General features: G+C 68.2%; 16 protein-coding genes. 10 read left to right on the forward strand and 6 right to left on the reverse strand.

From position 1 onward, the window contains the following. Positions 1-12 precede the first annotated feature (12 nt). The gene (locus J7643_08600; GenBank protein MBO9540636.1) at positions 13-1,083 is read right to left on the reverse strand and encodes a hypothetical protein; all 1,071 of its coding nucleotides are present in this window, start codon (positions 1,081-1,083) and stop codon (positions 13-15) included. Between the two features lie 133 nt (positions 1,084-1,216). On the opposite strand from J7643_08600, the gene J7643_08605 reads away from it, so the two are divergent. Continuing rightward, positions 1,217-3,631 (forward strand): SpoIIE family protein phosphatase, encoded by a 2,415-nt coding sequence (locus tag J7643_08605; protein MBO9540637.1) that lies wholly within the window; start codon positions 1,217-1,219, stop codon positions 3,629-3,631. A gap of 58 nt (positions 3,632-3,689) precedes the next feature. Here the strand turns inward: J7643_08605 and J7643_08610 are convergent, their stop codons facing one another. From J7643_08610 to J7643_08620, 3 genes are all read right to left on the reverse strand, one after another. Continuing rightward, a complete protein-coding gene (locus tag J7643_08610; protein ID MBO9540638.1) occupies positions 3,690-4,811 on the reverse strand; it encodes a hypothetical protein in 1,122 nt (373 codons plus the stop codon). A 5-nt stretch (positions 4,812-4,816) separates the two neighbouring features. Continuing rightward, positions 4,817-5,893 (reverse strand): radical SAM protein, encoded by a 1,077-nt coding sequence (locus J7643_08615; protein ID MBO9540639.1) that lies wholly within the window; start codon positions 5,891-5,893, stop codon positions 4,817-4,819. A gap of 73 nt (positions 5,894-5,966) precedes the next feature. Further along, positions 5,967-6,212 carry a hypothetical protein gene (locus J7643_08620; GenBank protein MBO9540640.1) on the reverse strand — a complete coding sequence of 82 codons (246 nt, stop codon included), beginning with the start codon at positions 6,210-6,212 and terminating at the stop codon, positions 5,967-5,969. A 199-nt stretch (positions 6,213-6,411) separates the two neighbouring features. Here J7643_08620 and J7643_08625 point away from each other — a divergent pair, with 199 nt between their 5' ends. From J7643_08625 to J7643_08660, 8 genes are all read left to right on the forward strand, one after another. Beyond that, positions 6,412-7,593, forward strand: coding sequence for a hypothetical protein (locus J7643_08625; protein ID MBO9540641.1), 1,182 nt, complete (start codon positions 6,412-6,414; stop codon positions 7,591-7,593). Positions 7,594-7,727: 134 nt separating this feature from the next. Next, positions 7,728-9,134: a S8 family serine peptidase gene (locus tag J7643_08630; protein MBO9540642.1), complete on the forward strand. Its 1,407-nt coding sequence runs from the start codon at positions 7,728-7,730 to the stop codon at positions 9,132-9,134. 132 nt (positions 9,135-9,266) lie between these two features. After that, positions 9,267-10,085, forward strand: coding sequence for a hypothetical protein (locus J7643_08635; protein ID MBO9540643.1), 819 nt, complete (start codon positions 9,267-9,269; stop codon positions 10,083-10,085). Positions 10,086-10,269: 184 nt separating this feature from the next. Then, a complete protein-coding gene (locus tag J7643_08640; protein MBO9540644.1) occupies positions 10,270-13,263 on the forward strand; it encodes a tetratricopeptide repeat protein in 2,994 nt (997 codons plus the stop codon). 2 nt (positions 13,264-13,265) lie between these two features. Further along, a complete protein-coding gene (locus J7643_08645) occupies positions 13,266-14,933 on the forward strand; it encodes a hypothetical protein (GenBank protein MBO9540645.1) in 1,668 nt (555 codons plus the stop codon). A gap of 9 nt (positions 14,934-14,942) precedes the next feature. Continuing rightward, positions 14,943-15,812 (forward strand): TonB family protein, encoded by an 870-nt coding sequence (locus J7643_08650; protein ID MBO9540646.1) that lies wholly within the window; start codon positions 14,943-14,945, stop codon positions 15,810-15,812. Positions 15,813-15,832: 20 nt separating this feature from the next. Further along, on the forward strand, positions 15,833-17,815 hold the full coding sequence (locus tag J7643_08655) for a GAF domain-containing protein (GenBank protein ID MBO9540647.1): 1,983 nt from the start codon (positions 15,833-15,835) through the stop codon (positions 17,813-17,815). 14 nt (positions 17,816-17,829) lie between these two features. After that, positions 17,830-18,432, forward strand: a complete 603-nt coding sequence (locus tag J7643_08660; GenBank protein ID MBO9540648.1) for a hypothetical protein — start codon at positions 17,830-17,832, stop codon at positions 18,430-18,432. A gap of 2 nt (positions 18,433-18,434) precedes the next feature. On the opposite strand, the gene J7643_08665 is transcribed toward J7643_08660, so the two are convergent. After that, complete coding sequence (locus J7643_08665; protein ID MBO9540649.1) at positions 18,435-19,193, reverse strand: lipoate--protein ligase family protein; 759 nt, start codon at positions 19,191-19,193, stop codon at positions 18,435-18,437. A 138-nt stretch (positions 19,194-19,331) separates the two neighbouring features. Here J7643_08665 and J7643_08670 point away from each other — a divergent pair, with 138 nt between their 5' ends. Further along, on the forward strand, positions 19,332-20,192 hold the full coding sequence (locus J7643_08670; GenBank protein ID MBO9540650.1) for a DNA methylase: 861 nt from the start codon (positions 19,332-19,334) through the stop codon (positions 20,190-20,192). Positions 20,193-20,239: 47 nt separating this feature from the next. On the opposite strand, the gene J7643_08675 is transcribed toward J7643_08670, so the two are convergent. After that, positions 20,240-21,451 (reverse strand): hypothetical protein, encoded by a 1,212-nt coding sequence (locus tag J7643_08675; GenBank protein MBO9540651.1) that lies wholly within the window; start codon positions 21,449-21,451, stop codon positions 20,240-20,242. Positions 21,452-21,491 lie beyond the last annotated feature (40 nt).

Genomic DNA, 21,491 nt, shown 5'->3' on the forward strand with positions numbered 1-21,491 from the left:
GCGAACAGTATTTTATCTGTCGTTATTATGAAGCAGATGCGCCGCTGCCGCAAGCACGGCGGCCGTGGTCAGGCAGCGGCTCTGGTGGGGGACCAGCCCGATGGTGTAGTAGTACGGCTCGGCGGCAAATCCCCCGTCCGGCGCTTGCAGGCTCGCCAGGTATTCCCAGCCCCGGGCCGAGGCCTCCGCCACGGCGGGATCGGAGGCAAGGCAGGCGAGGGCCGAGAGGGCGAAGGCGGTCTCGAGCGCACCCGCGTGCGCGGGCGTCTCGTAGCGGCCGCCCTGGTCGCGGACCCCGTGTGGCACCACCCGCGCGACCCAGCCGCCCGAGGGATCCTGGGAGGCGAGCAGCGCCTCGCGCGCCGCCGCCCGCGAGGCCCGGAACTCTTCGGCCGTCTCGGGCCAGCGACTTTCGACCTGCCGGTAAAGGCGCAGGGCTTGGTAGGTGCCGTAGGCCGCCCCGTAGTAGTTGTAGGTCTCCCAGATCCCGTTCGCTTGGAGGCTCGCGAGCCACCGGGCGCCGGCGCGAAGTGTCTCGGCGTGCGCGGGGTCGCCCGTGACGCCGAGCGCCCAGAGCATGTGGGCCGTCACCTCGGGCTGCACCGGGTCGGGGCCCACCCCCCAGCGCCGATCCGCCTCGACGCGGGCCTCGGGGCTGTCGGCGAGCCAGGTGCGGAAGCGACCGGGGGCCACCGCGTTGGAGGCGAGGGTTTCGAGCGGGGCGATCAGCCGGTCCTGGTGGGCGCCGACCATGTGAAAGAGGGCGGTGACCACGGCCAAATCGTCCGTGTCGGGCGGGATCTCGGGGCAGAGGTTGTAGTAGCGCCAACCTTGCGCCTCGCCCAGCATCGCGAACTGCGCGGCCTCGTGCGCGGCGATTGCGCGCACCTCAGGGTCCTCGGGCGAATGGGCGAGCATCCCCAAGAGGACCAGTCCCACGGGGAACACGCTCGCGATCACCACCGGGTGGCCGTACAGGCCGAACTGGAGATCGAGGGCTTCCTGGAAGCCATCGGCCGCCTGGGCCTTGAGGAAGGAGAGGGCCTTGGGGCCGATAAGGCGGGCAGCTTGAGCAGTCGTCATCCGCAGAGCCTCGGTCAATAGGAAGTAAGCGCCGACATGATTTGGCGTGAGCGGCATCCTCACGATCTCGCCACGATTGAAAAGGGCGATCGATGGTATAAGGCTACTACTCCCTCAAGAGGATGGCAATTCAGTGAAACTCAATCGTATCAACGCCATCGCCTTCTGGGCCACCGCCACATCCTTGTTGCTCTTGGCGTTGGTCACCCTCCTGCTGGCGACGACTTCGATCAACCGCCCCTTTCCAGGGTTCGTCGTGCTGGGCAACAACACGGTCGACTCGATCGCGTCTGCCCGCTGGACGGGCTTCCAGCGCGGGATCAAGCAGGTGGACCGGGTCGTGGCGATCCAGGACAAGCCGATCAAGACCAGCGCCGAGCTGCGCCGGATGGTCGCCTCGCATCCCGTGGGCACCCCGCTCAAATACACGATCGAGCGCCCCGAAGCCGGCGGCTTCAAGACCATGACCCTGGTCATCCCCACCCAGACCTTCACCCCCTTCGACTTCGTCGGGTTCTTCATGACGTTCTGGGTGGTGGGCCTGTTCCACATCGTGGTGGGGATTCTCGTCTCCCTGGTCAAGCCCGGGGATCCCATCGCCCGTGCCCACTTCATCTTCTGCATGGTCTTCGGCGGCTTCGCCCTGACCAACTTCGACGGCCTCACCACTCACGTCTTCACGGCCTTTCCGCACAACCCGTGCTTCGCCCTGATCGGGGCGGTGGCCCTGAACCTCGCCTTCTTGGTCCCGCGGCCGGTGCCCCTGGTCCAGCGGCACCCTTGGCTCATTCCCCTGAACCTGGTGGCGGGCCTGGCCTTCATGGCCTACATCATCGCTAGCTTCCACAACCCGGAGCGCTGGCCCCAGGCCTTCGCGGCCCTCACCTTCGTCTCGTCCGCGACGATCCTGCTGATCCCGGCCTCCTCGGTCTGGGCCCGCCTGAGCGCGACGAGCACCCCGCAGATCAAGAAGCAGGCGAACATCATCCTGTGGGGGGCGCTCGCCGCCTTCTTCCCGGCGATCGTGGTCAACGCCGTGGCTCTGCTCGGGATCACGGTGCCAGGCAGCGAGCTGACCTACTTCGCGATGGTCCTCTTCCCCGCGGCCGTCGCCTACACCATCGTCCGGCATCGCCTGTTCGACATCGACGTCATCATCAAGCGCACCGTCACCTACTCGGTGATGTCGGTGGCGCTGGCGGCGGCCTACTTCGTCCTGACCCTCGGGATCCGGAGCCTGTTCGGCACTGGCGGCCAGATGGATCCGGCGAGCATCATCGCGACCGGCGTGGTCGTGCTCCTGGTCGCGCCTTTGCGCGATCGCACCAAGGTGCTGGTCGACAAGCTCTTCTTCCGCAGCGGCTACGACCCGGCGCGCCTTTTGACCGACTTCGGCGATCGCGCCCGTGAGACCTTCGATCCCCAGGAGCTGCTCCGCGCCTTCGCTTCCAGCCTCGAGCATGCGCTCCACCCGACTTACGTGGCGGTGCTGATCCAGGACGCGACGGGCGGCCAACTGGTGCTGCGTGAGAGTCGGGGCCTCGCCCTTTCGGGCGGCGTCGTCCTGGATACGGCGGATCCGGCCCTCCAGGCGCTGCTCACCCCTCGCGGCCCCTCGATCAGCCAGGACCCCATCGATCTGCCAGGGATGCCCGCGGCGACGGCCACCCCCCTGCGCCTCAAGGAGGAGCTGGTGGGCCTGGTGCTGGTCGGTCCCCGCAAGAGCGACCAGCCCTTCAACTCGACGGACCGCACCCTGCTCATGGGCCTCGGCCAGCAGCTCGCGCTCTGGATCAAGAACGCCGAGCTCTTCGGTCAGCTTGCCGGTCAGGCGCGTCTCAAGCGCGAGCTGGAAATCGCCCACGAGGTCCAGACGGGCCTCTTGCCGACCTCGCTGCCCGCCATGCACGGGGTGGAGTTCGCCGCCACCTCGATCCCGGCCCTCGAGGTCGGGGGGGACTTCTACGACGTGATCCAGGTGGACGAGCACCGCTTCGGGGTGCTGATTGGGGACGTGTCGGGCAAGGGGGTGCCGGCGGCCCTCCTGATGGCCATGACCCTCGTCATCTTCCGGTCCATCGCGCGGGGTAACCCCTCGGCCGCCGACGTCATGGCCAAGGCCAACGAGCTGATCTACCTGAACCGCCCCTCGCGCAAGATGTTCGTGACGGCCTTCTACGCGGTCTACGACTCGCGCGATCGCACCCTCACCTATGCCAACGCGGGCAATCCCCTACCCATCGGCACCAGCGGCCGCCTGGAGGCCAAGGGGGTGTCGCTCGGCATGTTCCCGACGGCGACCTATGACGGCAACACGGCCGTCATAGCCCCGGGCGAGCTGCTCGTGCTGTACAGCGACGGCGTAGAGGATGCGATCAGCCCGAGCAGCGAGCAGTTCGGAGAGGAGCGCCTCGCCGAGATCGTCTTCGCCAACCGGAAGGCCGCGCCCAAGGAGGTCGAGGAGCGGATCCTGGAGACCATCCGCACCTTCTCGGAAGGCTCGGATCAGTTCGACGACATCACCCTGGTGACCCTGCGGGCGAACTAGCTTTGGGGAAAATCAAAAGGGCCGGGTCGGCTTCCAGTCGACCCGGCCCGCTATTTATTTAGACGCTCAGGGGCTGCGGGGTGCCGCTCAGGCTCTCGAGCCCCTTGAGAGCCGCGCCGTAGGCGGTGGAGACTGCGCTCAGCTCGGGCCCCAGTACATCTTCCAGGTCCCGGATGCGGTCGTGGGGCACGCCGCAGGCGAGCAGCGCGGGCCGCGCGAGCGCGTCCTTGCCGAGGCCCATGACCGCCGCTTCGAGCTCCTTGGGATGCCCGAGCCCCGCCTGGGCCGCCACGCGGGCGATCCCCTCGGCGACGCGCGCGATGAGCTGCCGGTGGAGGTTGTCGGCGAGCGCGACGAGCTCCGCCTCGCTCAAGAGCTCTCGATCCAGGCCGAAGGCCTGGGCCAGATCGGCGAACGCGGCCTCGCGGCTCGGGTAGCGTCCGAAGTAGGCATGCGTCGCTGCAAGCTCGGCGGGCACCAGGTCCAGGATCCGGGTGAGGCACTCGGTGGCGCCCATCCGAGGATAGAGGGGGTAGGCGCGGCCGCCGGCTGAGGCCTGCTTCGTGACATAGTCGAGCGGGGTGGCCGTCATGCCGTACCACATCAGGCGCTGGGTCTCGAGCCGCGAGAGGTTGTAGCCGTCCGGATCCGCCAGCGAGGCGCTCTCGATGGATCCGTCGAGAATGGCGATCACGTCGGTCGAGGTCGTCCCCACGTCCACGCTGAGCCCGTGCTTGACGAGCTTGCTCGCGAGGTACGCCGACCCCCAGAACTTGGTGGCGGCGAAGCGCAGCACTTGGTGCCCTTCCAGGCCGAGCGCCTCTTCGCTCCGGTAGAGCGCGCCGTCGGCGCCGACCAAAAAGGCGCGCCCCTCGAAGAGGCTTTCGGCCATGCGAGCGGTGTGGTGCAGGGCGTGCCGGAAGCTGGGGTAGCTGTAGAAGTGGCTGGTCGAGAGGATCACCCGGTCCAGGTCGCGCACCGAGCAGCCCGCCTCGGCGAGAAAGGCGGTCGCGGTGGCCATGAGCCCCGCCTCGAAGTCGAGGCTGCGATCGGGCATGAGGGCCTGGGTGTAGGGCAATCCGTAGCTCGCCCACCGCGCGCGCGGCGCCGGGGAGGCGGCTTCGAGGAGAACGTACTTGACCTTGGCGTTGCCCAGGTCGATGCCGAGGATGCGTGTCATGGGCCCTAGCCTACCATCGGGAGGGCGAGCGCGTCAGGGGCGTCGAGCCGCTCGCCCTGGCCCGGCTCGTACCAGCAGTGGGGGTCGGGGGCCATGTAGTCGCCGGTCGTGCCGTAGGCCGCCGCTCGGGACCCCCCGCCGCAGACCTCGAACAGCTCGCAGCTCGCGCACTTGCCGGTGATGCGCCGGGTGCGCAGTTCTTCGAGCACCGGGTGGGCCCACACCGCTTCGAGGCTCGTCTCGCGCACGTTGCCGATCACGATGGGGGTGCGTCGGCCGGCGTAGGCGGTGCCGTCCGCGTCCAGGGCCATGAAGGAAATCCCCTCTTCGCTGTGGAAGATGTGGGGGTAGGACAGGGAGAAGGCGCGGTCGAAGCCCGCGTCCCGGATCTCGGTCCGGGTGAAGGGCGATTGGGCGGCCTCCTGGGCGATGGCGTCGAGGGCCGCGCGGTACTCGGCACCGGTGAGCTGGCGCAGGCGAGCACCCGGCCCGATGGCGATGAGGCGCGCGAAGGAGAGCACGCGGACCCCCTCGTGGTTGGCGAGCGCGTAGAAGGGGGCGATGGCCGTGTCGTTGACCCCCGGCATGAGGGTGACCTTGAACATCACCTCGATCCCCTCGGCGCGGAGGTTGCGCACCCCCGTCAGGGCGCGTTCGAAGTTGCCACGCCCGCGGATGCGGTCGTGAGTCTCGGGGGTAGGGCCGTCCAGCGAGACCTGGACCCCCAGGATCCCCCAGGCCTTGAGGGCGGCGGCCATCTCGGGGGTGATGAGGGTGCCGTTGGTGTTGAGGTGGGTCACGATGCCCAGCGACTGAGCGACCTTGACGAGCAGCCCCAGGTCGGGGCGCGAGAGCGGCTCGCCGCCGCTGAACAGGACGTTGGGCTCGCGACCGAGCCGCGCGGCCAGGTCGCGGACCTGATGCAAGATGCCGATCAGCTCCTCGGTGCTGTACTCGTCAGGAAAGGCGGTACGCACGTCCCGGTAGCAATGGCGACACGAAAGGTTGCAGCGGTTGGTCACCGAGATCTGGACGAAGAACTCTCGCTCGGGAGCCGGCTCCATGGTCGTGGGATCCTGCATGCGCCTCCGCCTTCAAAAACAGGCAGGGGAGCCACGGCTCCCCTGCCCTTTCTTACCCGTCTCGTTGGGGATCTTAGCAGGCGGGGGTGGCGCCGCCGGTCGGGTCGCCCTTGCCCGCCGCGATGCGGCTCTCGAGCGTCATGGGGTCGACCGCGCGCAGGTAACGGTAGCTGGCCTTGAGGGATTCGCGTTCGGCACCGCTCAGGGCGATTTCGTTGGCCGAGAGGGTACCATCGAAGTCGGTTTCGAGCGACGCGCGCAGATCCTGGTCGACGGCGACGCGGTTGACGAAATCGATAAGCTTGCTGTTGGTGAGCATTCGTACATCCTCCTCGTGTTGCGGAGCTGAGTCCGGTCCGTTACTCATCTACTACCCGCTTCCTAACACCTCTCTAACGCCTTTTCGCTTGCTTTAATCAACTATTCACGGGAATGTTGCATTCGTTCATCCTGGTGCAATATTCACGCAATCTTTCTTTCCGGCTGCATCGAACTTCAAACGGGGTACAAGAGCCAACATGCAGCAGTTCGAGCCGTCTCACACGATGCCGCCGCTTGCCGAAGCCTTGCTCGCTCAGCCCCTGGGCCCCGAGCCCGTGTGGTCCATGCTCGGCCACTTGGCTTGGCATCCCGAGTGCCTCGTCAGCGACCTCTCGCAGGGCGGCGAGCGTTTCGTCATCGCGGGCGTCGCCCGCTACGGAACCTACCTTCGCTTTTCGGTGGCGGACCACGCTTTGGCCGAAGCCCTCGTGAAAGCCACCGACTACCCGGAGCTGCTCACGGGGGCCTGGCAATCGGCGGGATGTCTCGTCGCTCCTTCCCAGGTGGCGGTGTTCGCGACGCGCTTGCTCGAATCTGGCCTGATCTACGACCGGCGCAAGCCCCCCCAGCGGCCGCGACCAGCGCGGACCTGGCGCGACGCGGTGCAGTGGAAGGTGCCCCTCTGGGACCCGACGCCCCTGCTCGATTTTTTGGCGCCGGTGCTGCGCTCGACTTCGCGCGCGGGCTTCTTGTGGGGCGTCTGGGTGCCGCTGCTCGTCCTGGCCACCGTCCTGGTCTTCGGGGCCTGGGGAGAGGTCTCGGGCGAGATCACCCGCCTCTTCGGCCTCAAGGAGCCCTATGCCCTCGCGTGGATCTACGGCCTGCTCTTTCTGACCCTGGCGCTGCACGAGTTCGGCCATGCGGCGGTCTGCTACGCCCTGGGGGCACCCGTCCGGCAGATCGGGGTCATGCTATACATGGGGATGCCCTTTGGCTATTGCGACGTCAGTGCCGCCCACCTCTTGCCTCGCAAGCGCGATCGCATCGCCGTGAGCCTCGGCGGCCTCTATTATCAGATGGGGCTCGGGGCCCTCGCCGTGCTCGTGTGGGCGGCGATCCCCAGCGGGGAGCCCGCCCGGGCGATCGCCCTCAAGCTCGCCATCGTCGCGAGCACCTCGATCGTCTTCGACCTCAACCCCTTCGCCAAGTTGGACGGTTACTACGTGCTCGCGGACTGGCTCGGGATTCCCAACCTGCGCGATCGCTCCTTTGCCTATCTTCACGCACGCCTCAGAAGGGAACCCGGCGAGCGCCTCGCTCCTGGCGAGCGACGCCTCTTCTTGGGGTACGCGATCTTGGGCTGCCTGGCCAGCGCCGGGCTATTGGTCCTGGGTGTGCTCTGGTGGCGACGCGTCCTGACGAGCGGCGTGCTGGGGTAAAGCGGCCAATATTGCGCAAAAATTAAATCTCGCCTGTCTGGCTTTTTCGTTGAGAGATCGTGAAGGTTGCGAGGTATAAGCCCTCCAGGAACGCTTGTATGGCGTTCGAGATTCGCAGTGCGAAGGAGGGCAGGATGCAGGATACCAAGAGGGCTTCGCTTTTGCTCGGGGCGGTGATGGCCGTCTCGATCGCCGCTGGTTGCCAGGTTTCGCCCGGCACCGTCGGCTCGGCCTCGCAGGCGGGAGCGGCTCCTGGTGGCAACCTTTACCGCATCGCAGCCAACGGCGCGCAGCGCTACGTCGTGACCTTCAAGCACGAGGAGATCCCCACGGGCTTCGAGGCCGCCGTCGCCGCTGCAGGCGGCACCTTGCTCCATGCCCTCGACGACATGGGCGTTGCGCTGGTCGTCTCGAGCGAGCCCGGCTTCGCGGCCAAGCTCGAAAAGGCCCACGGCGTCGAGAGCGTCGAACAGAGCACCCGCCAGGGCCTGGTCCAGAAAGCCTATGCCGCGGGCTTCGATCCGGGCGTCGAGGCGCCGGACCCCTCGGGCGCTTCGGGCGAGCCGCTCTCCGGCTACCAGTGGGGCCTTTCGAGCATCCACGCTCCCGAAGTCTGGGACAAGGGCTACACGGGTCACGGCGTGCGCGTCGCGGTCCTGGACACCGGCGTGGACGAGCAGAACCCGGATCTGGCTCCCAACCTCGATATCCAGCGCAGCGTCTCGTTCGTGCCCGAAGAGCCGACCTTCTCGGACTTCAACGGTCACGGCAGCCACGTGGCGGGCATCATCGCCGCGGCCAACAACGGCTACGGCGTGACCGGGGTGGCCCCCAAGGCCTCGATCATCGCCGTCAAGGTGATGGGCGCCGACGGCTGGGGTGACGATTTCGGGATCCTGCAGGGCATCAAGTACGCGGCGGACCAGGGCGCGCAGGTGATCAACATGAGCCTCACCTCGCTCTCGGATGAGCGCCCGACCATCAAGGCCTACCGCCACGCCGCCCGCTACGCCAAGAAGAAGGGCGCCCTCATCGTCGCCGCCGTCGGCAACAGCGGCATGAGCGGCAAGGACATCGACCCGGCCCTCTTGCCCGCAGAGCTCGACGGGGTGATCGGCGTCTCGGCGGTCGGTCCCCAGAACCAGCAGAATTTCGACGCCTTCGCCTTCTATAGCAACTACGGCAAGAAGCTGGTGGACATCGCCGCCCCGGGCGGCGGCGTCGGCTTCGATCCGGCCACCTTCACCCCGGTGGTCCACACCAAGCGCGACCTGGTCCTGAGCACCTGGAGCACCCAGGCGATCAGCTACTCCGAGGGCGGCTTCGACTTCCAGGCGGCGCCGCACATGTTCATGGCCGGCACCAGCATGGCCACCCCCCACGTCACCGGCGCGGTCGCCCTGATGCTCCAGGCCAAGCCGCGCCTCTCGCCCGCCGAGGCCCGCCGCGCCATCCTCAAGGCGGCGGATGACCTGGGTCCGCGCGGCCGTGATGCCTACTACGGCGAGGGCCGCCTCAACGCCCTCGCGGCGATCCGCTAGCGACAGCTTCTCTTCGCCCAGCGCCCCTCCGATACGTCGGAGGGGCGCTGGTTTTTTCGTTGACAGGTAGGCAAGGAATGATTAAAGTTAATTTAACCCTTAGTTAAGGATCTCGTTCGTGAAGGAGGCGGCATGAAGACGGCGAAGGCAGGCCTGGCGATCGCACTCTTGCTCAGCGGCTGCGGCCGCGCCGTGGCCCCCACGGTTTCGACCGTGCAGCCCCGCGCCGCCGCCCCCGCGCAGGTCGCGGCCAAGGCGCCCGCCACGTCCCTGGTGAGCGCGCCTCTGGCGAGCGCGCCCAAGGCCACGGCACCGCAGGCCCCCGAAGCCGCCCCCGCCCCCGCCTCCTTCGAGGCCCTCCAGTGGGATCATTTGCGGGCCATCGGGCAGGCCGGCGGCCTGGTGACCGGCCTTTCGAGCCTCACGGCCGAGGTCCCCGCCTCCTACACCACCCAGATCGTGCCCGAGAGCACCCAGGCTCTGGCCCAGGCCCGCGCCAAGGCGTGGGCGCCCGATGCTCGCCAGGCCTACATCGGCTGGGGCTTCTGGAAGGTCTCGCTGCTCAGCCGGGTGCGCCACGCCTACTACTCGCCCTCCAAGAAGAAGGTCCTCAAGCTGGAATACAGCGTGAGCTCGGTCTTCCTCAACCAGTACGAGGACGACGGCGACGGCTACGACCTGGGCTTTTTGGTCCTGCGCGACGCCTACGACGTCCACCGCTATCAGGTCAAGGAGGCCCACTCCAAGGCCCGCAGCTACGGCTATCGCCCCGGCAAGAACACCACCGCCGCCCTCCTGAACTTCGTCCTGTTGGGGCCCGTCTGGTGCTTCATCGACGATCGCACCTGGGAGCCGACGGTCCTCATCAAGGCCGATTCCGGCGACGTGGTCACGAGCGGGCCCCTCATGTGGGCGGCTTCTTACCTGATCGGGCGGGCTGCCGCCCAGTAAGGGGGCGCCGAACGCCCTTCTTGAGGCCTTGCTGCCGCTTGCCGGGCGCCTTTACAGCCTCTAGCCCCCCTTCTATAATAGGAGCCGCTTGGGGCGCCTCACGACACCGTTCCTCCGCGCCGCTCGGCGGCCCACGGAGGGGATAGCCGGGTGTCGGGTGGCGCTCTTTGAAGAGGGCTCCATCTTGGCTAATCGCTCGAAATTCCGCCTCCAGCTGGCGCTTGCGCTCGCCATCGGTCTGACGGCCCCCATGGCCGCGCCCGCGCTCGCTTCGGGCGCGGCCGACTACGACTGGGCGCGGCTCGACGCCTTGATCCGTCACCAGGCCTTTCAGGTCGCCCGCCAGACGCTGCAGGGCGACCTTGAAGCGTTAAAGGGAGAGGACCGCGAGCGCGGCCGCTTCCTGCTCGGCATGACCGAGCGTCACTTGGGGAACGGAGTCGCCAGCCGCGCGCTGCTCGAGGCCGTTCCGACCCAGAGCCTCTGGTACCTGCGCGCCCAGAAGGAATTGGTGCTGCTCGATCGCGCCGAGGGTCGCCACGAGGCGGCGGATGTGACGCTCGAGCGCCTCTTGCCCCAATTGACCGGCCTGGAGCGTGACGATGCGGGCCTAGAGCTTGCCGACGATCGCTTCTCGCGCGGGGTCTACGAGCAGGCCCTGGTGGCCTACCAGCGGGTGACCGACGAGAGCAAGGATCCTGCGCGCCGCGAGCATGCGGCTTACGCCATCGGCTGGTGCTACGAGCGCCTGTCGAACCCCGCGCGCGCCATCTGGTCCTGGAAGGAGGCCGTGCGCCTCTTCCCCGAGAGCCTGCAGGCCAAGCCCGCACGCCTGATGCTCGCCAATCAGTACCTGAAGCTGGGCAAGCCCTTGCTTGCGAGCGACGAGCTGCGGGCCCTGGCCGAGAGCACCCAGGACCTGGAGCTTGCGGCGCGCGCCCAGTTCGTCGCGGGCGAGGGCTACGCGGCGGTGGGCAACTGGAAGCTCGCCGGCGCCGCCTACGCCATGGTCAAGCCCGGCACCCGCTGGAGCGAGCCTGCCGAGTACGGCGAGGCTTACGCCCGCTGGCAATCGGGTGATACCAAGGGTGCCAAGCCCGCGCTGGAGCGGTGGCTGACGAAGTACCCCAAGAGCGCGACGCGCCCGGCCGTCCTCTACGCCCTGGGCCGGGTCCAGCTGGAGCTTTCCAACCCCGCGCAGGCCCGCGCCGCTTTCGAGAAGGCGGTCGCCGAGCCCGGCTCGGGCGTCTACGAGGAGCTGAGCCTCTTCGGGCTCGCCGAGCTGGACTACAACGACGGGCGCTTTGCGGCGTGCGTCGAGCGCGCCAAGCGGCTGCTTGCAGCCTATCCCGCCTCGGTCCAGCGCGGGCCGGCCCGCTGGCTCTTGGCCGAGAGCCTACTTGCCCTCAAGCGCATCGACGAGGCGATCGCGATCTACACCGACCTCGCCAAGCGCGAGGGCGATCTCTCCTTCTTAGAAGGCAAGGGTGATGCGGTCACCTTCCGCCTCGGCCTGGCGCACTTCCGCACCGGCGAGTACGCGGCGGCGACCTCCTACCTCAAGGACGTCACCGACGGTCGCTACGGCCAAGAGGCCCTCTACTGGCTCGCCGAAGCCACCTACCGCACCGGCGATTACGCCGGCGCTCTTGGCCACTACGCCCGCTTCCTCAAGGCCTACCCCGGCTCGGACAAGGCCCCCGAGGCGGCCTACGGCCAGGCCTACAGCGCCTATCAGCTCAAGCGCTACGGCGAGGCCCTCAAGCTCTTCAAGCAGGCGAGCGATACCCTTCGCTCCGCCTCCCTGCGCCAGGACGCCATGATCCGCCTGGGCGGCCTCCAACTCAACGCCCACGACTGGGCGGCGGCCGAGGCGACCTACGGGGCGCTCTACGGTAGCCAGCTCGCCGCCGACTCCATGCCGGACGTCCTCTTTGGCCTCGCCTGGGCGACCTACCGCAAGGGCAACGCCGCCGAGGCGCTCAAGCTGGCCGATACCTTCATCGAGCGCTTCGGCGAAAACGCCAAGCTGAACCGGGTGCGCTCGATCGCAGGCCAGGCCGCTTTCCGCCTGGCCAAGTACCCGGTGGCGGTCGCGCGCTTCGAGGCGGTCCTCAAGGATCCCCAGGCCACCGCCGAGGAGCGCTCGGACGCCCAGGCCCGCATCGGGGCGGCCTACTTCAACGCCCAGCAGTTCGACCAGGCGGCAGATGTCTATCAGGCCATCTACGCCGATCTGGAGCGCCCCAAGGCCGAGCGCGAGCAGATCGCCCAGCCGCTGGTCCAGGCCCGCATCGCCAAGGGCGATTGGGACGAGGCGCGGCGCATCGCCCTCGAGGCGAGCGGCTCGCTGTGGGCGGGGGATGCCCTCTCCCGCATTGCCCAGGGCTACCTGGACAAGGGGCGCGCCGACGACGCCGTCCGGGCGCTCGATGCGATCGAGTCGCCGACCACCGACCAGCGCTACCTGCTCGCCAAGGCCTACTTCGCGGCCTCGAACCACGAGGCGGGCCTCGCGACCCTGGACGCCCTGGCGCGTCTGCCGGGGCCCCAGCAGATCGCCTGGACGGTCGAGCTCGCCGATCGCTACCTGGCTGCCAACGAGCCCGCTCGGGCCCAGGAGACCTACGACCTCTTGGCCAAGCTCCAGCCCGGTCATCCGGCGGTTCTAAAGGGCGCGGTGGCGGTGGCGACGGCCTACGCCAAGATCGGGCGCGACCAGCTCGCTCTGGACGCCTACCGGGAGCTCGCCAAGCGTTTCGCGTCCCGTGCGGACGTGGCGTCGGTCGCCTACCTCCGCATCGGCCAGCTGGAGCTGAAGCGGGGCAACCATACCGAGGCGGCCCTCGCTTATCGCCAGGCCGAGAAGGCGGGCCCCGCGGGGTCGCTCGGGGCCGTGCAGGCCCGCTACTGGCTGGGCTACGCCCTGGTGGCCGGCAAGCGCTACGAGGACGCGGCCATCGAGCTCGAAAAGCTCAAGGTGCCGGCCACGGTGGGCCGCGAGTGGCAAGCCCTCGCCTGGCTCAAGCAGGGAGAAGCCTACGAGCACCTGCGCCGCTGGAAGGATGCCGAGAAGGTGTACCGCCAGGTGGCGAACGGCGCTACGCTGCCTGCCGCCGAGCGCAAGGAGGCGAGTGAGCGCCTCAAGTGGATCGACCAGAACGTGAACAGGAGGTAGCCGTGAGCCGCTGGATCGCAACGACCTGCACGGCTTTGACACTCGCCGGCACCTTCGCGCTCGGCGCCCACGCGGCGCCGGCCCCCGCCGAGGCTCCGAGCGCTCCCAAGCCGACCCTCGAGAACGCCGAGAAGCTGCCGGTGGACTTGCCCTCGGTCCTCATCCGAGGCGAGGACGAGACCGCCGGCCCCCTGATGCCGGGCAACAAGCTCTCGCCCGACGAGCCCGGGGCCATCCCCTTCACCCTGCCGCGCCCCCGCACGGCCCTCGACCTGGAACGCTACATGGCCCAGGCGTCCGAGAGCGTCGTGCCGGCGATTTCGCCAGCGCGCGAGCGCATGGCCCAGCCGCGGCCGGGCTACGGCGAGATTCGCCTGGGCACCATGGGGCCGCACTTCTACGACGTGGGCGCCTACCTGGGCCGGGCCGTTACCCTGCCGGCGGGCTTGCCCGTCGGCGGCGGAACGATCCTCGGTGAGCTCGAGGGCCAGACCGCCGCGGGCATGACGCCCACGGCGGGGGACTGGTCCCACTGGCGCCTCGGCCTCTCGGCGGCCACCGAGTCGGCCGGGGTGGGCTTCGCCCTGAACCGTCGTTCGACCCTGGTTTCCGCGGGAGCAGGGGACACGGCCGCCGAAGGGCTTGCCCTCAACGGCCGCTACCGCCTCTTGGACCTGGAGCTGCGCCTGGAGACGGGCGGCGGACGCCTCTTGGGCCCTGCCGCCTACGGGATCGACAGCCACGTGGCCGAGGGAACCCTTTCGGGCACCTGGCGGCCGGCGCTCGGTCTCGCGGACCAGGAAATCGAGGTGGGCGCCACCATCGGTCACCGCCAGACCGAGAAGCGCGCGGATCCGCTCTTCATGCTGTCGGTGGCGGACGAGTGGGCCTTCCTGCCGCAGTGGAGCCTGAACGCCTCGCTCGAGGCGGGCCGCCGCTTCGAAGAAGGGGTGATCGAGCCGGGCCTCGCCCTGCGCTACCGTCCTTCGGATGCGACCGAGCTGATGGCCGGCCTGCGCGCCCAGAGCACCATGCCGACCTTCGAGGCCCTCTACCTCTCGCGCCGCTTCGTGGGCGGCAACGGAGCCCTGCTCGATCAGCGCGTGCCTTTGCGCGTGGATCTCGCGGCGACCCATCGCCTGGACGATCGCTGGTTTTCCCAGGCGAGCCTCTCCTACATGGCCGCCGAGCGCTGGATCGCCTGGCGCGCCATGCCCGGAGCCCCCGGGCTCTGGCAGCCCTTCAACCCGGGTCTTGCGGGGGATACCGGCAGTGCCGCCCAGCAGGCGACCGAGGGCGAGCTCGCCGTGCAGTACCGGGCCTGGGACGACGCGGCCCAGCGCTTCTTCTACCGCTGGCAGACGGTTCAGCCCCTCGGCGAGATCCGCCAGGAGGCCGGCACCGCTCACGAGAGCACCTGGCTTTCTGGTAAACTGAAGTTGGATCTCGGGGCTTCGATCGTGCTGCAGCAGCTTGGCGAAGGCCAGACCTCGGCCCAGACGGCGACGGGCTACCAGGCCCTCGTCCGGGGGCAGGGGACTTATCGCCTGACCGACGATCTCGCCCTTTACCTGCGCGCCGACGCCCTCCCGCTCAAGCAGGAGCAGCCGGCCCTCAACTTCTTCGCCCCCGACGCGCTCGCCGTCGTCGGCTTCTCGTTCGGATTCTAGGAGAGCGCCGTGGCCCCCACCACGACCCAGCCGCCCCGCAAGCGAAAGCCCCGCGCGCTCGCACCGACCGTGCCGGCGCTCGCGCTCGCTGGGGCCACGCCCACTCCGCGCACGTGGCTCGCCTCTCTTGGGGCCCACGCGCTCATCTTGCTCTTGCTCGCGTGGGCGGTCGGTGCCGAGCGCCCCATCGAGCCCCCGTCGCAGCCCATCGAGCTGGTTGACGTGGTCACCGACGGCCCGGTGGGTGACACCAAGGGCCCCGCGAGCGATCGCCCCACGGCCAAGGACGTGGCCCAGCGGGTGCTGCCGGACGCCCCCGTCGAGCGCCATGCGGACCGCAAGGTGCCGGTCGAGGCTCCGCGCAAGGCGCCGACCTCGCAGGCCCCGGCCCCCAAGGCGCCCGTTCCCAAGCAGGTCCAGCCCAGGCCCGACTACGACGCCCTGCTCGCCCAGCGCGAGGCCAAGGACCGCGCGCGCGAGGCTTCGCGCCTGGGCTCGCTCGCCTCGGCAGCCGAGAACTCCTTGGCGTCGGACGGCGGGGAGGATTCCACCGCCGAGAGCCCGCACCGCGGCGGCAGCGTCGACTCGGGTACGGGCCTGACCGGGGATCTCGGTCAGCGCCGCATCATCGAGCAGCATCCGCCCTCTTATCCCGCTTCGGCCCAGCGCCTAGGGGTCGAGGGCGACGTGCGCCTCAGGGTCTGGGTCAGCGCCGAAGGCCGCGTGAGCCGCGTCGAGGTCGTGCGCCTGTCGGGCACCCCCGAGATGGACCGCCGCGCCGTGGATGCGCTCAAGCGCTGGCGCTTCGCTCCCTTACCCGATGGTGCCGCCCCCGTGACCCAGTGGGGCGAGATCACCCTGCGCTTCCGCCTGGATTGATGCCCACAGGAGACCGCCGGGTGAACCCCCACGACGCCAACACGCCGCCACGCATCCTCTACACCTCGCGCCTCAACCCCAACGGCGCGATCCTCCAGGCACAGGCGCAAGACGGCTTCACCTGGCGCACGGTCGATACGCTCGCCGACTTGCGCTACGAGGGGGGCGAGAGCGCCAAGCTCCTGGTGGTGGACCGTCACCTGATGGCGACGGGCGACCCGCTCACCCTGCGCGAGATCGCAGCCCTCTGGGGCTCGTCCGGCGTGCTGGTCTGCTCGTACCCGGAAGGGGAGGACGCGCCTGCCGACGTGCCCGAGGACCTGCTCTGGGGCTACTTGCGCGAGCCTTACCACGCGCGGGGCTTTTCGAAGCTGGTCGATAACGCCTTCCAGTTCATCCTCAACCGCCTGGAGACGGAACGATCGCGCCAGGAGCTGCGCGAGTACGCCGTCAAGCTCCAGGAGCTGAACGCCATCGGGATCGCCCTCTCGTCCGAGCGCGACCCGGACAAGCTCCTGGATCTGATCCTCAAGAAGAGCCGCGACATCGTCTACGCGGATGCGGGCAGCCTGTATCTGGTGGAGCGCAAGGACGCGAACGGCCCCAAGCTGCGCTTCAAGCTCTCCCAGAACGACACCTTCCCGTTCGCCTACCAAGAGTTCACCATGCCGATCTCGCGCCAGAGCCTCGCGGGCTATGTGGCGCTGACCGGGCATGCCTTGAACCTGGAGGACGTGTACCACCTGCCGGAAGGGGCCGAGTACGCCTTCGATCGCACCTTCGATCGCAGGACGGGCTACCGCACCAAGTCCATGCTGGTGATCCCGATGCGCAACCGCAGCAACGAGACTATCGGCATCCTCCAGCTGATCAATCGCAAGCGCCGCCGCGACACCCTGCTCGACGAGCCCCACCTGATGGAGCGAGAGGTCATCCCCTTCGACCCGCTGCACGAGGAGCTGGTGCTGAGCCTCGCGAGCCAGGCTGCGGTCGCCATCGAGAACAACTCCCTGTACCAGGATATCGAGGGGCTGTTCGAGGGCTTCGTCAACGCTTCGGTCACCGCCATCGAGAGCCGCGACCCGACCACCTCGGGTCACTCGGCCCGGGTGGCCAACCTGACGGTCGCCCTGGCGGAGCTGGTGGATGGCCTGGACCACGGCCCCTTCCGGGACGTGCACTTCAGCCGCGACCAGATCCGGGAGGTGCGCTACGCCTCCTTGCTCCACGACTTCGGCAAGGTAGGGGTCCGCGAGGAGGTCCTGGTCAAGGCCAAGAAGCTCTATCCCCTCAAGCTGGAGCTGATCCAGAGCCGGTTCCACTTCGTGCGGCAGGCGCTCGAGACCCGTGATAGCCGCAGCCGGCTCGACTACGTGCTCGCCAAGGGCCGCGAGGCTTACCTTTCTGAGCTGCCGCGCTTCGACGCGACGCTCGCCCACGAGCTCGCGGCTTTGGACGAGTACCTCCGCATCATCCTGGAGGCCAACGAGCCCACGGTGCTGGAAGAAGGCAGCTTCCTTCGCCTGATGGAGATCGCTCAGCACACCTACCGGGACCTTTACGGATCCGAGCAGCCTCTCTTGCTGCCGGACGAAGTGCGCCAGCTATCGATCCGGCGCGGCAGCCTGGACGAGAGCGAGCGTCGTGAGATCGAGCGCCACGTTTCCCATACCTATCGCTTCTTGAGCCAGATCCCCTGGACCAGCGATCTGGCGCGCGTCCCCGATATCGCCTACGCGCACCACGAGAAGCTCAACGGCAAGGGCTATCCCCAGGCGCTCGCCGACGAGGGCATCCCGGTCCAGTCGAAGATGATGGCGATCGCCGACATCTTCGACGCGCTGACCGCGAGCGATCGCCCCTACAAGAAGGCCGTGCCGCTCGAAAGAGCGCTCGACATCCTGCACTTCGAGGCCAAGGACCACCACATCGACGCCCAGCTCCTCGATCTGTTCATCGACTATCGGATCTTCGAGCAGGGGCGTATCATCCACCCGGCATAAGAGGAGAGACGACCTTGTCGAGCGAATCGCCAGCGATCGATCCTGCGATCTACCGCGCCTGTGAGGCGGTCGGCGGCATCGTCGAGATGTGGGGCTTCAAGCGGGTGCTTGGCATGGTGTGGACCTTCATCTACCTGAGCCCCAAGCCCCTCTCGGCCCAGGAGATCCGGACGGGCCTCGGCATCAGCACCGGCCTGGTCAGCATGGTCCTCCAAGAGCTGGTGCGCTGGGGGGTGGTCCACAAGCAGCCGATACCCGGCGAGCGCAAGGAGTTCTACACCGCCGAGCGCAATGTCTGGCGCCCCATCTCCAAGGTGATCCGGGAGCGCGAGATGTACCAGGTCGCCACGACCCTGGAGCGCCTGCGCGAGGCCGAGGTCGAGCTGGAGACGGCGGGGGATGCCGAAGAAGACGACTGCAAGCGCGTCGCGGCCGACCGCCTGGCGGAGCTGATCCAGGTGGGCGAGCTGGCCCACAGCATGATCGATCAGTTCGTCTCCTTGGGGGTGCTCGACGCGCGCGACCTGCGCAGCGTGGCGCTCGGGGTAGGCCTCACCCGCACCATGTTCCAGATGAAGCGTCTCACCGAGAAGCAGCGCCGCCCCGAGATGGAGTAGGCCTAGACCCCTCGGATTGGAGCGGCTTCGAGCTTTTGCGCGAGGGCCTCTTCGTAGGGCGTGAGGGGGCCGGCTTGCAATTCGATCCCGAAGGCGCGGGCAAACCCTTCGACCAGCGCCTGGCGCACGGCCTTCGCGTCGATGGCCGCGTCACTCAGGGCCGAAAGACTCGCCATCCCCTTGGGCGGCGTGCCCGAGACCAAGAGGGGCGCGATCGCATCAGCCTCCTGGGTCAGCATGAGGGTCCCGTGCTGGAGGAAGCTCCCCTGCCGGCGCACCTGGGCGCTGCCGACCACCTTGAGGCCGCTCGCCGTGAGGTCTGCCTTGGTGGAGGTGGCGAAACAGGCGCTCGTGTTCCCGTTGCTGCGAACGCCGGGCGTCAGCTCGGCGTCGAGCCCCAGGGTCTGAAGCGACGCGATGAGGGCCTTGGCGATCAAGCAGTACGAGTCGGCCACGCTCTCAGGGAAGCCCTCGGCTCCCGAGGCCACCACCGCGTAGGTGAGATCGCCCACCCCGTGCAGCACCGCCCGGCCGCCGGTGGGGCGCCGGACCACTTCGACCCCGCGCGCGGCGCAGGCGTCGAATGCCACGTCGCTCGCTTTCTGGGCGTAGCCCAGCGACAGGGTCGGAGTGGCCCAGTCGTAGAGGCGCAGGGTGGGGGGAGCCTCGCCAGCGCGGTAGGCCTCGAGGATCGCCTCGTCCACGGCCATGTTCCGCGCGCCCGAGGCCGCTTCGTCGAGCAAGAGCCGCCAGTGTCGCATGTTCACGAGTCTAGCCGAGGGGGCCAATCCCCGCAAGCACGCCCCGCCGGGACTAGCAAGCGGAGCCCATGTCGCTTACAATGGAGAGCCGGCGGCTACGCCCCGCCGCCCCCCGATACGACCCCCCGAGGAGCTCCAATGCCAGCGCGCAAGGCCGTTGAAGGCCAGGCGAAGACCAACGCCTACTCCGACATCGATCTCAACAACTGGAAGGACTACCCCGAGGTCGAGACGGGGAGCCTGTGGCTCTTCTCCAAGCGCGACAAGGGCGAGACCCACGTCGGGGACTACCACGGCAACTTCATTCCCCAGCTCCCCCAGCAGCTGCTCAAGCGCTACACCAAGCAGGGGGAGGTCGTCCTGGACCTCTTCAACGGCATGGGCACCACCTTGATCGAGTGCCGCCGCATGGGGCGCCACGGCATCGGGGTCGAGCTCTTGGGCCACGTGGCCGAGGCGGCCGAGGCGCGGATCCAGGGGGCGCAGAATCCTGACGGCGTCGAGACGCAGGTTCTGGTCGGTGACTCGGCAGCAGCCAGCACGGTCGATAGGGTCCGCGAGGCGCTTACCCGCTTCGACAAGAAGCACGCGGACCTTGCGATCCTGCACCCGCCCTACGGGGACATCATCTCCTTCTCGAACGGCGAGCGCCCTGAGGACCTCTCCAACGTCGAGACCGACGACGAGTTCATCGCGCGCTTCGAGCCGGTGATCGCGAACGCCTTCGAGCTGCTTGCGCCAGGGCGCTTCATGGCGCTCGTGATCGGCGACAAGTACGCGGGCGGTCAGTGGGTGCCCCTCGGCTTCATGTGCATGCAGGCGGCGATGAAGGTGGGCTTCACCCTCAAGAGCATCGTCGTCAAGGACATCAACGGCAACGAGAAGGGCAAGGGCAAGAACGGAAACCTCTGGCGTTACCGCGCGCTCGCCCAGGGCTACTACGTTTTCAAGCACGAGTACGTCTTCATCTTTCAGAAGCCAAAGCGACGCGGCAAGTAGCGACGAGGGCGGGGGAATTTCCCCCGCCCTCGTCGTTCGAACTCGCCTTACAGGTTGAGGGCCTGCAGGTGCAGCAGCTTGTTGTTGTTGAACGGGTCGCGCATGGTGATGCCCAGGATGCCGCCGCCGCTGCTGTTGTCCAGGTAAAGGGTGACCGTGGGAACGTGGTTGGGCGGGGCGTTGTCCGCCAAGAAGTAGAAGCGGGTCGAGGCGATGCCGCTGGGGAAGGCCGATCCGAAGAAGGTCTCGGGCCCTTGGGTCTCGGGATCGATGAATCGGAAGACCGAGGGGCTGGAGGCGATCGGGTAGAAGTTCGAGATCGCCTTGAGACGCCGGATGGGGTCGGCGCCGCCGCCGATCTTCTCGAAGTAGAGGTTCATGACGGCGCCCTGGTTGCCGAAGCGCACGATGAGGGTCTCGCCCAGGGGGTTGAAGGGGTCGCTGGTGATCCACTGGATGTCGTTGTTGGGCCCAAGCCATTCCTCGGTGCCCGGGGTGCCGCTCAGGTTCGTCCTGAAGGCGGTGTAGGTGCGGTTGTTGGAGGCGTTGAGCCCGGCGTTGCGCATGTCCAGGCTCGTCTCGTCGTCGAAGGCGCCGGCGAAGTTGATGAGGTTGGTCAAGGGGGCCGAGACGCCGGCTTGCTCGGAAATCCGGGCGGTGCTGGTCGGGGTGCTGGTCAGGTTCTCGTCGTGGGTGATCAGGTTGCCCGAGTTAGCGTTGATGCCCTCGGTGATGCCGCCGCCGGGGAGGACCGCGTGGGTGTCCTCAAGCTGGACGGTGGCGGACCTGAGCAGCATCGTCCCCGAGGTGATGTTGTAGGGGCCGAAGGTGTCCGCGCCGCCGCTCGCGTTCACGACCTGGCCGCCGGTGTCGCGGGCCAGGATGAGCAGCTCGTAGCTGCCGGGCTGGAGGCGATCGAAGCAGATCCGCGCGGAGCTGGAGTTCGCGGGGTTCACGAAGACGGTGAACGTGTTGCTGATCGGGTGGGGGCCGTTGTCGAGGCGGTGGATCCGGACCTCGTACTTGTCGACGTCTTCCTTGAAGGCCTGGATCTGGCGGCCCTTGGAGGGGGCGTTGTTGGCCAGGTCCATGACGATGCGGCCGCCGTCGGGCGCGTTGAAGTCGATCACCTGCGTGTCTTGCCCCAGGCTCTGGCGGGCATCGGGCAGCGAGGACGGGGTCTGGAGCGGAGCCTTGGCGCACGCCGTGAGGGCCAAGGTACCTGCGGTCAACCCCAAGAGCAACATTCTGATGGTCATGCGGTTCTCCTCTGCTGGTGTGAATCGAGAATGTAGGGGA

This window comes from bacterium (assembly GCA_017744355.1).
In the GTDB taxonomy this organism is placed as follows: domain Bacteria; phylum Cyanobacteriota; class Sericytochromatia; order S15B-MN24; family UBA4093; genus JAGIBK01.

What these genes read in the sequence shown, in the direction of transcription:
- J7643_08600 (MBO9540636.1), bottom strand. Translation starts at nt 1,083, where the DNA reads ATGACGACTGCTCAAGCTGCCCGCCTTATCGGCCCCAAGGCCCTCTCC.
- J7643_08610 (MBO9540638.1), bottom strand. Translation starts at nt 4,811, where the DNA reads ATGACACGCATCCTCGGCATCGACCTGGGCAACGCCAAGGTCAAGTAC.
- J7643_08615 (MBO9540639.1), bottom strand. Translation starts at nt 5,893, where the DNA reads ATGCAGGATCCCACGACCATGGAGCCGGCTCCCGAGCGAGAGTTCTTC.
- J7643_08620 (MBO9540640.1), bottom strand. Translation starts at nt 6,212, where the DNA reads ATGCTCACCAACAGCAAGCTTATCGATTTCGTCAACCGCGTCGCCGTC.
- J7643_08625 (MBO9540641.1), top strand. Translation starts at nt 6,412, where the DNA reads ATGCAGCAGTTCGAGCCGTCTCACACGATGCCGCCGCTTGCCGAAGCC.
- J7643_08630 (MBO9540642.1), top strand. Translation starts at nt 7,728, where the DNA reads ATGCAGGATACCAAGAGGGCTTCGCTTTTGCTCGGGGCGGTGATGGCC.
- J7643_08635 (MBO9540643.1), top strand. Translation starts at nt 9,267, where the DNA reads ATGAAGACGGCGAAGGCAGGCCTGGCGATCGCACTCTTGCTCAGCGGC.
- J7643_08665 (MBO9540649.1), bottom strand. Translation starts at nt 19,193, where the DNA reads ATGCGACACTGGCGGCTCTTGCTCGACGAAGCGGCCTCGGGCGCGCGG.
- J7643_08670 (MBO9540650.1), top strand. Translation starts at nt 19,332, where the DNA reads ATGCCAGCGCGCAAGGCCGTTGAAGGCCAGGCGAAGACCAACGCCTAC.
- J7643_08675 (MBO9540651.1), bottom strand. Translation starts at nt 21,451, where the DNA reads ATGACCATCAGAATGTTGCTCTTGGGGTTGACCGCAGGTACCTTGGCC.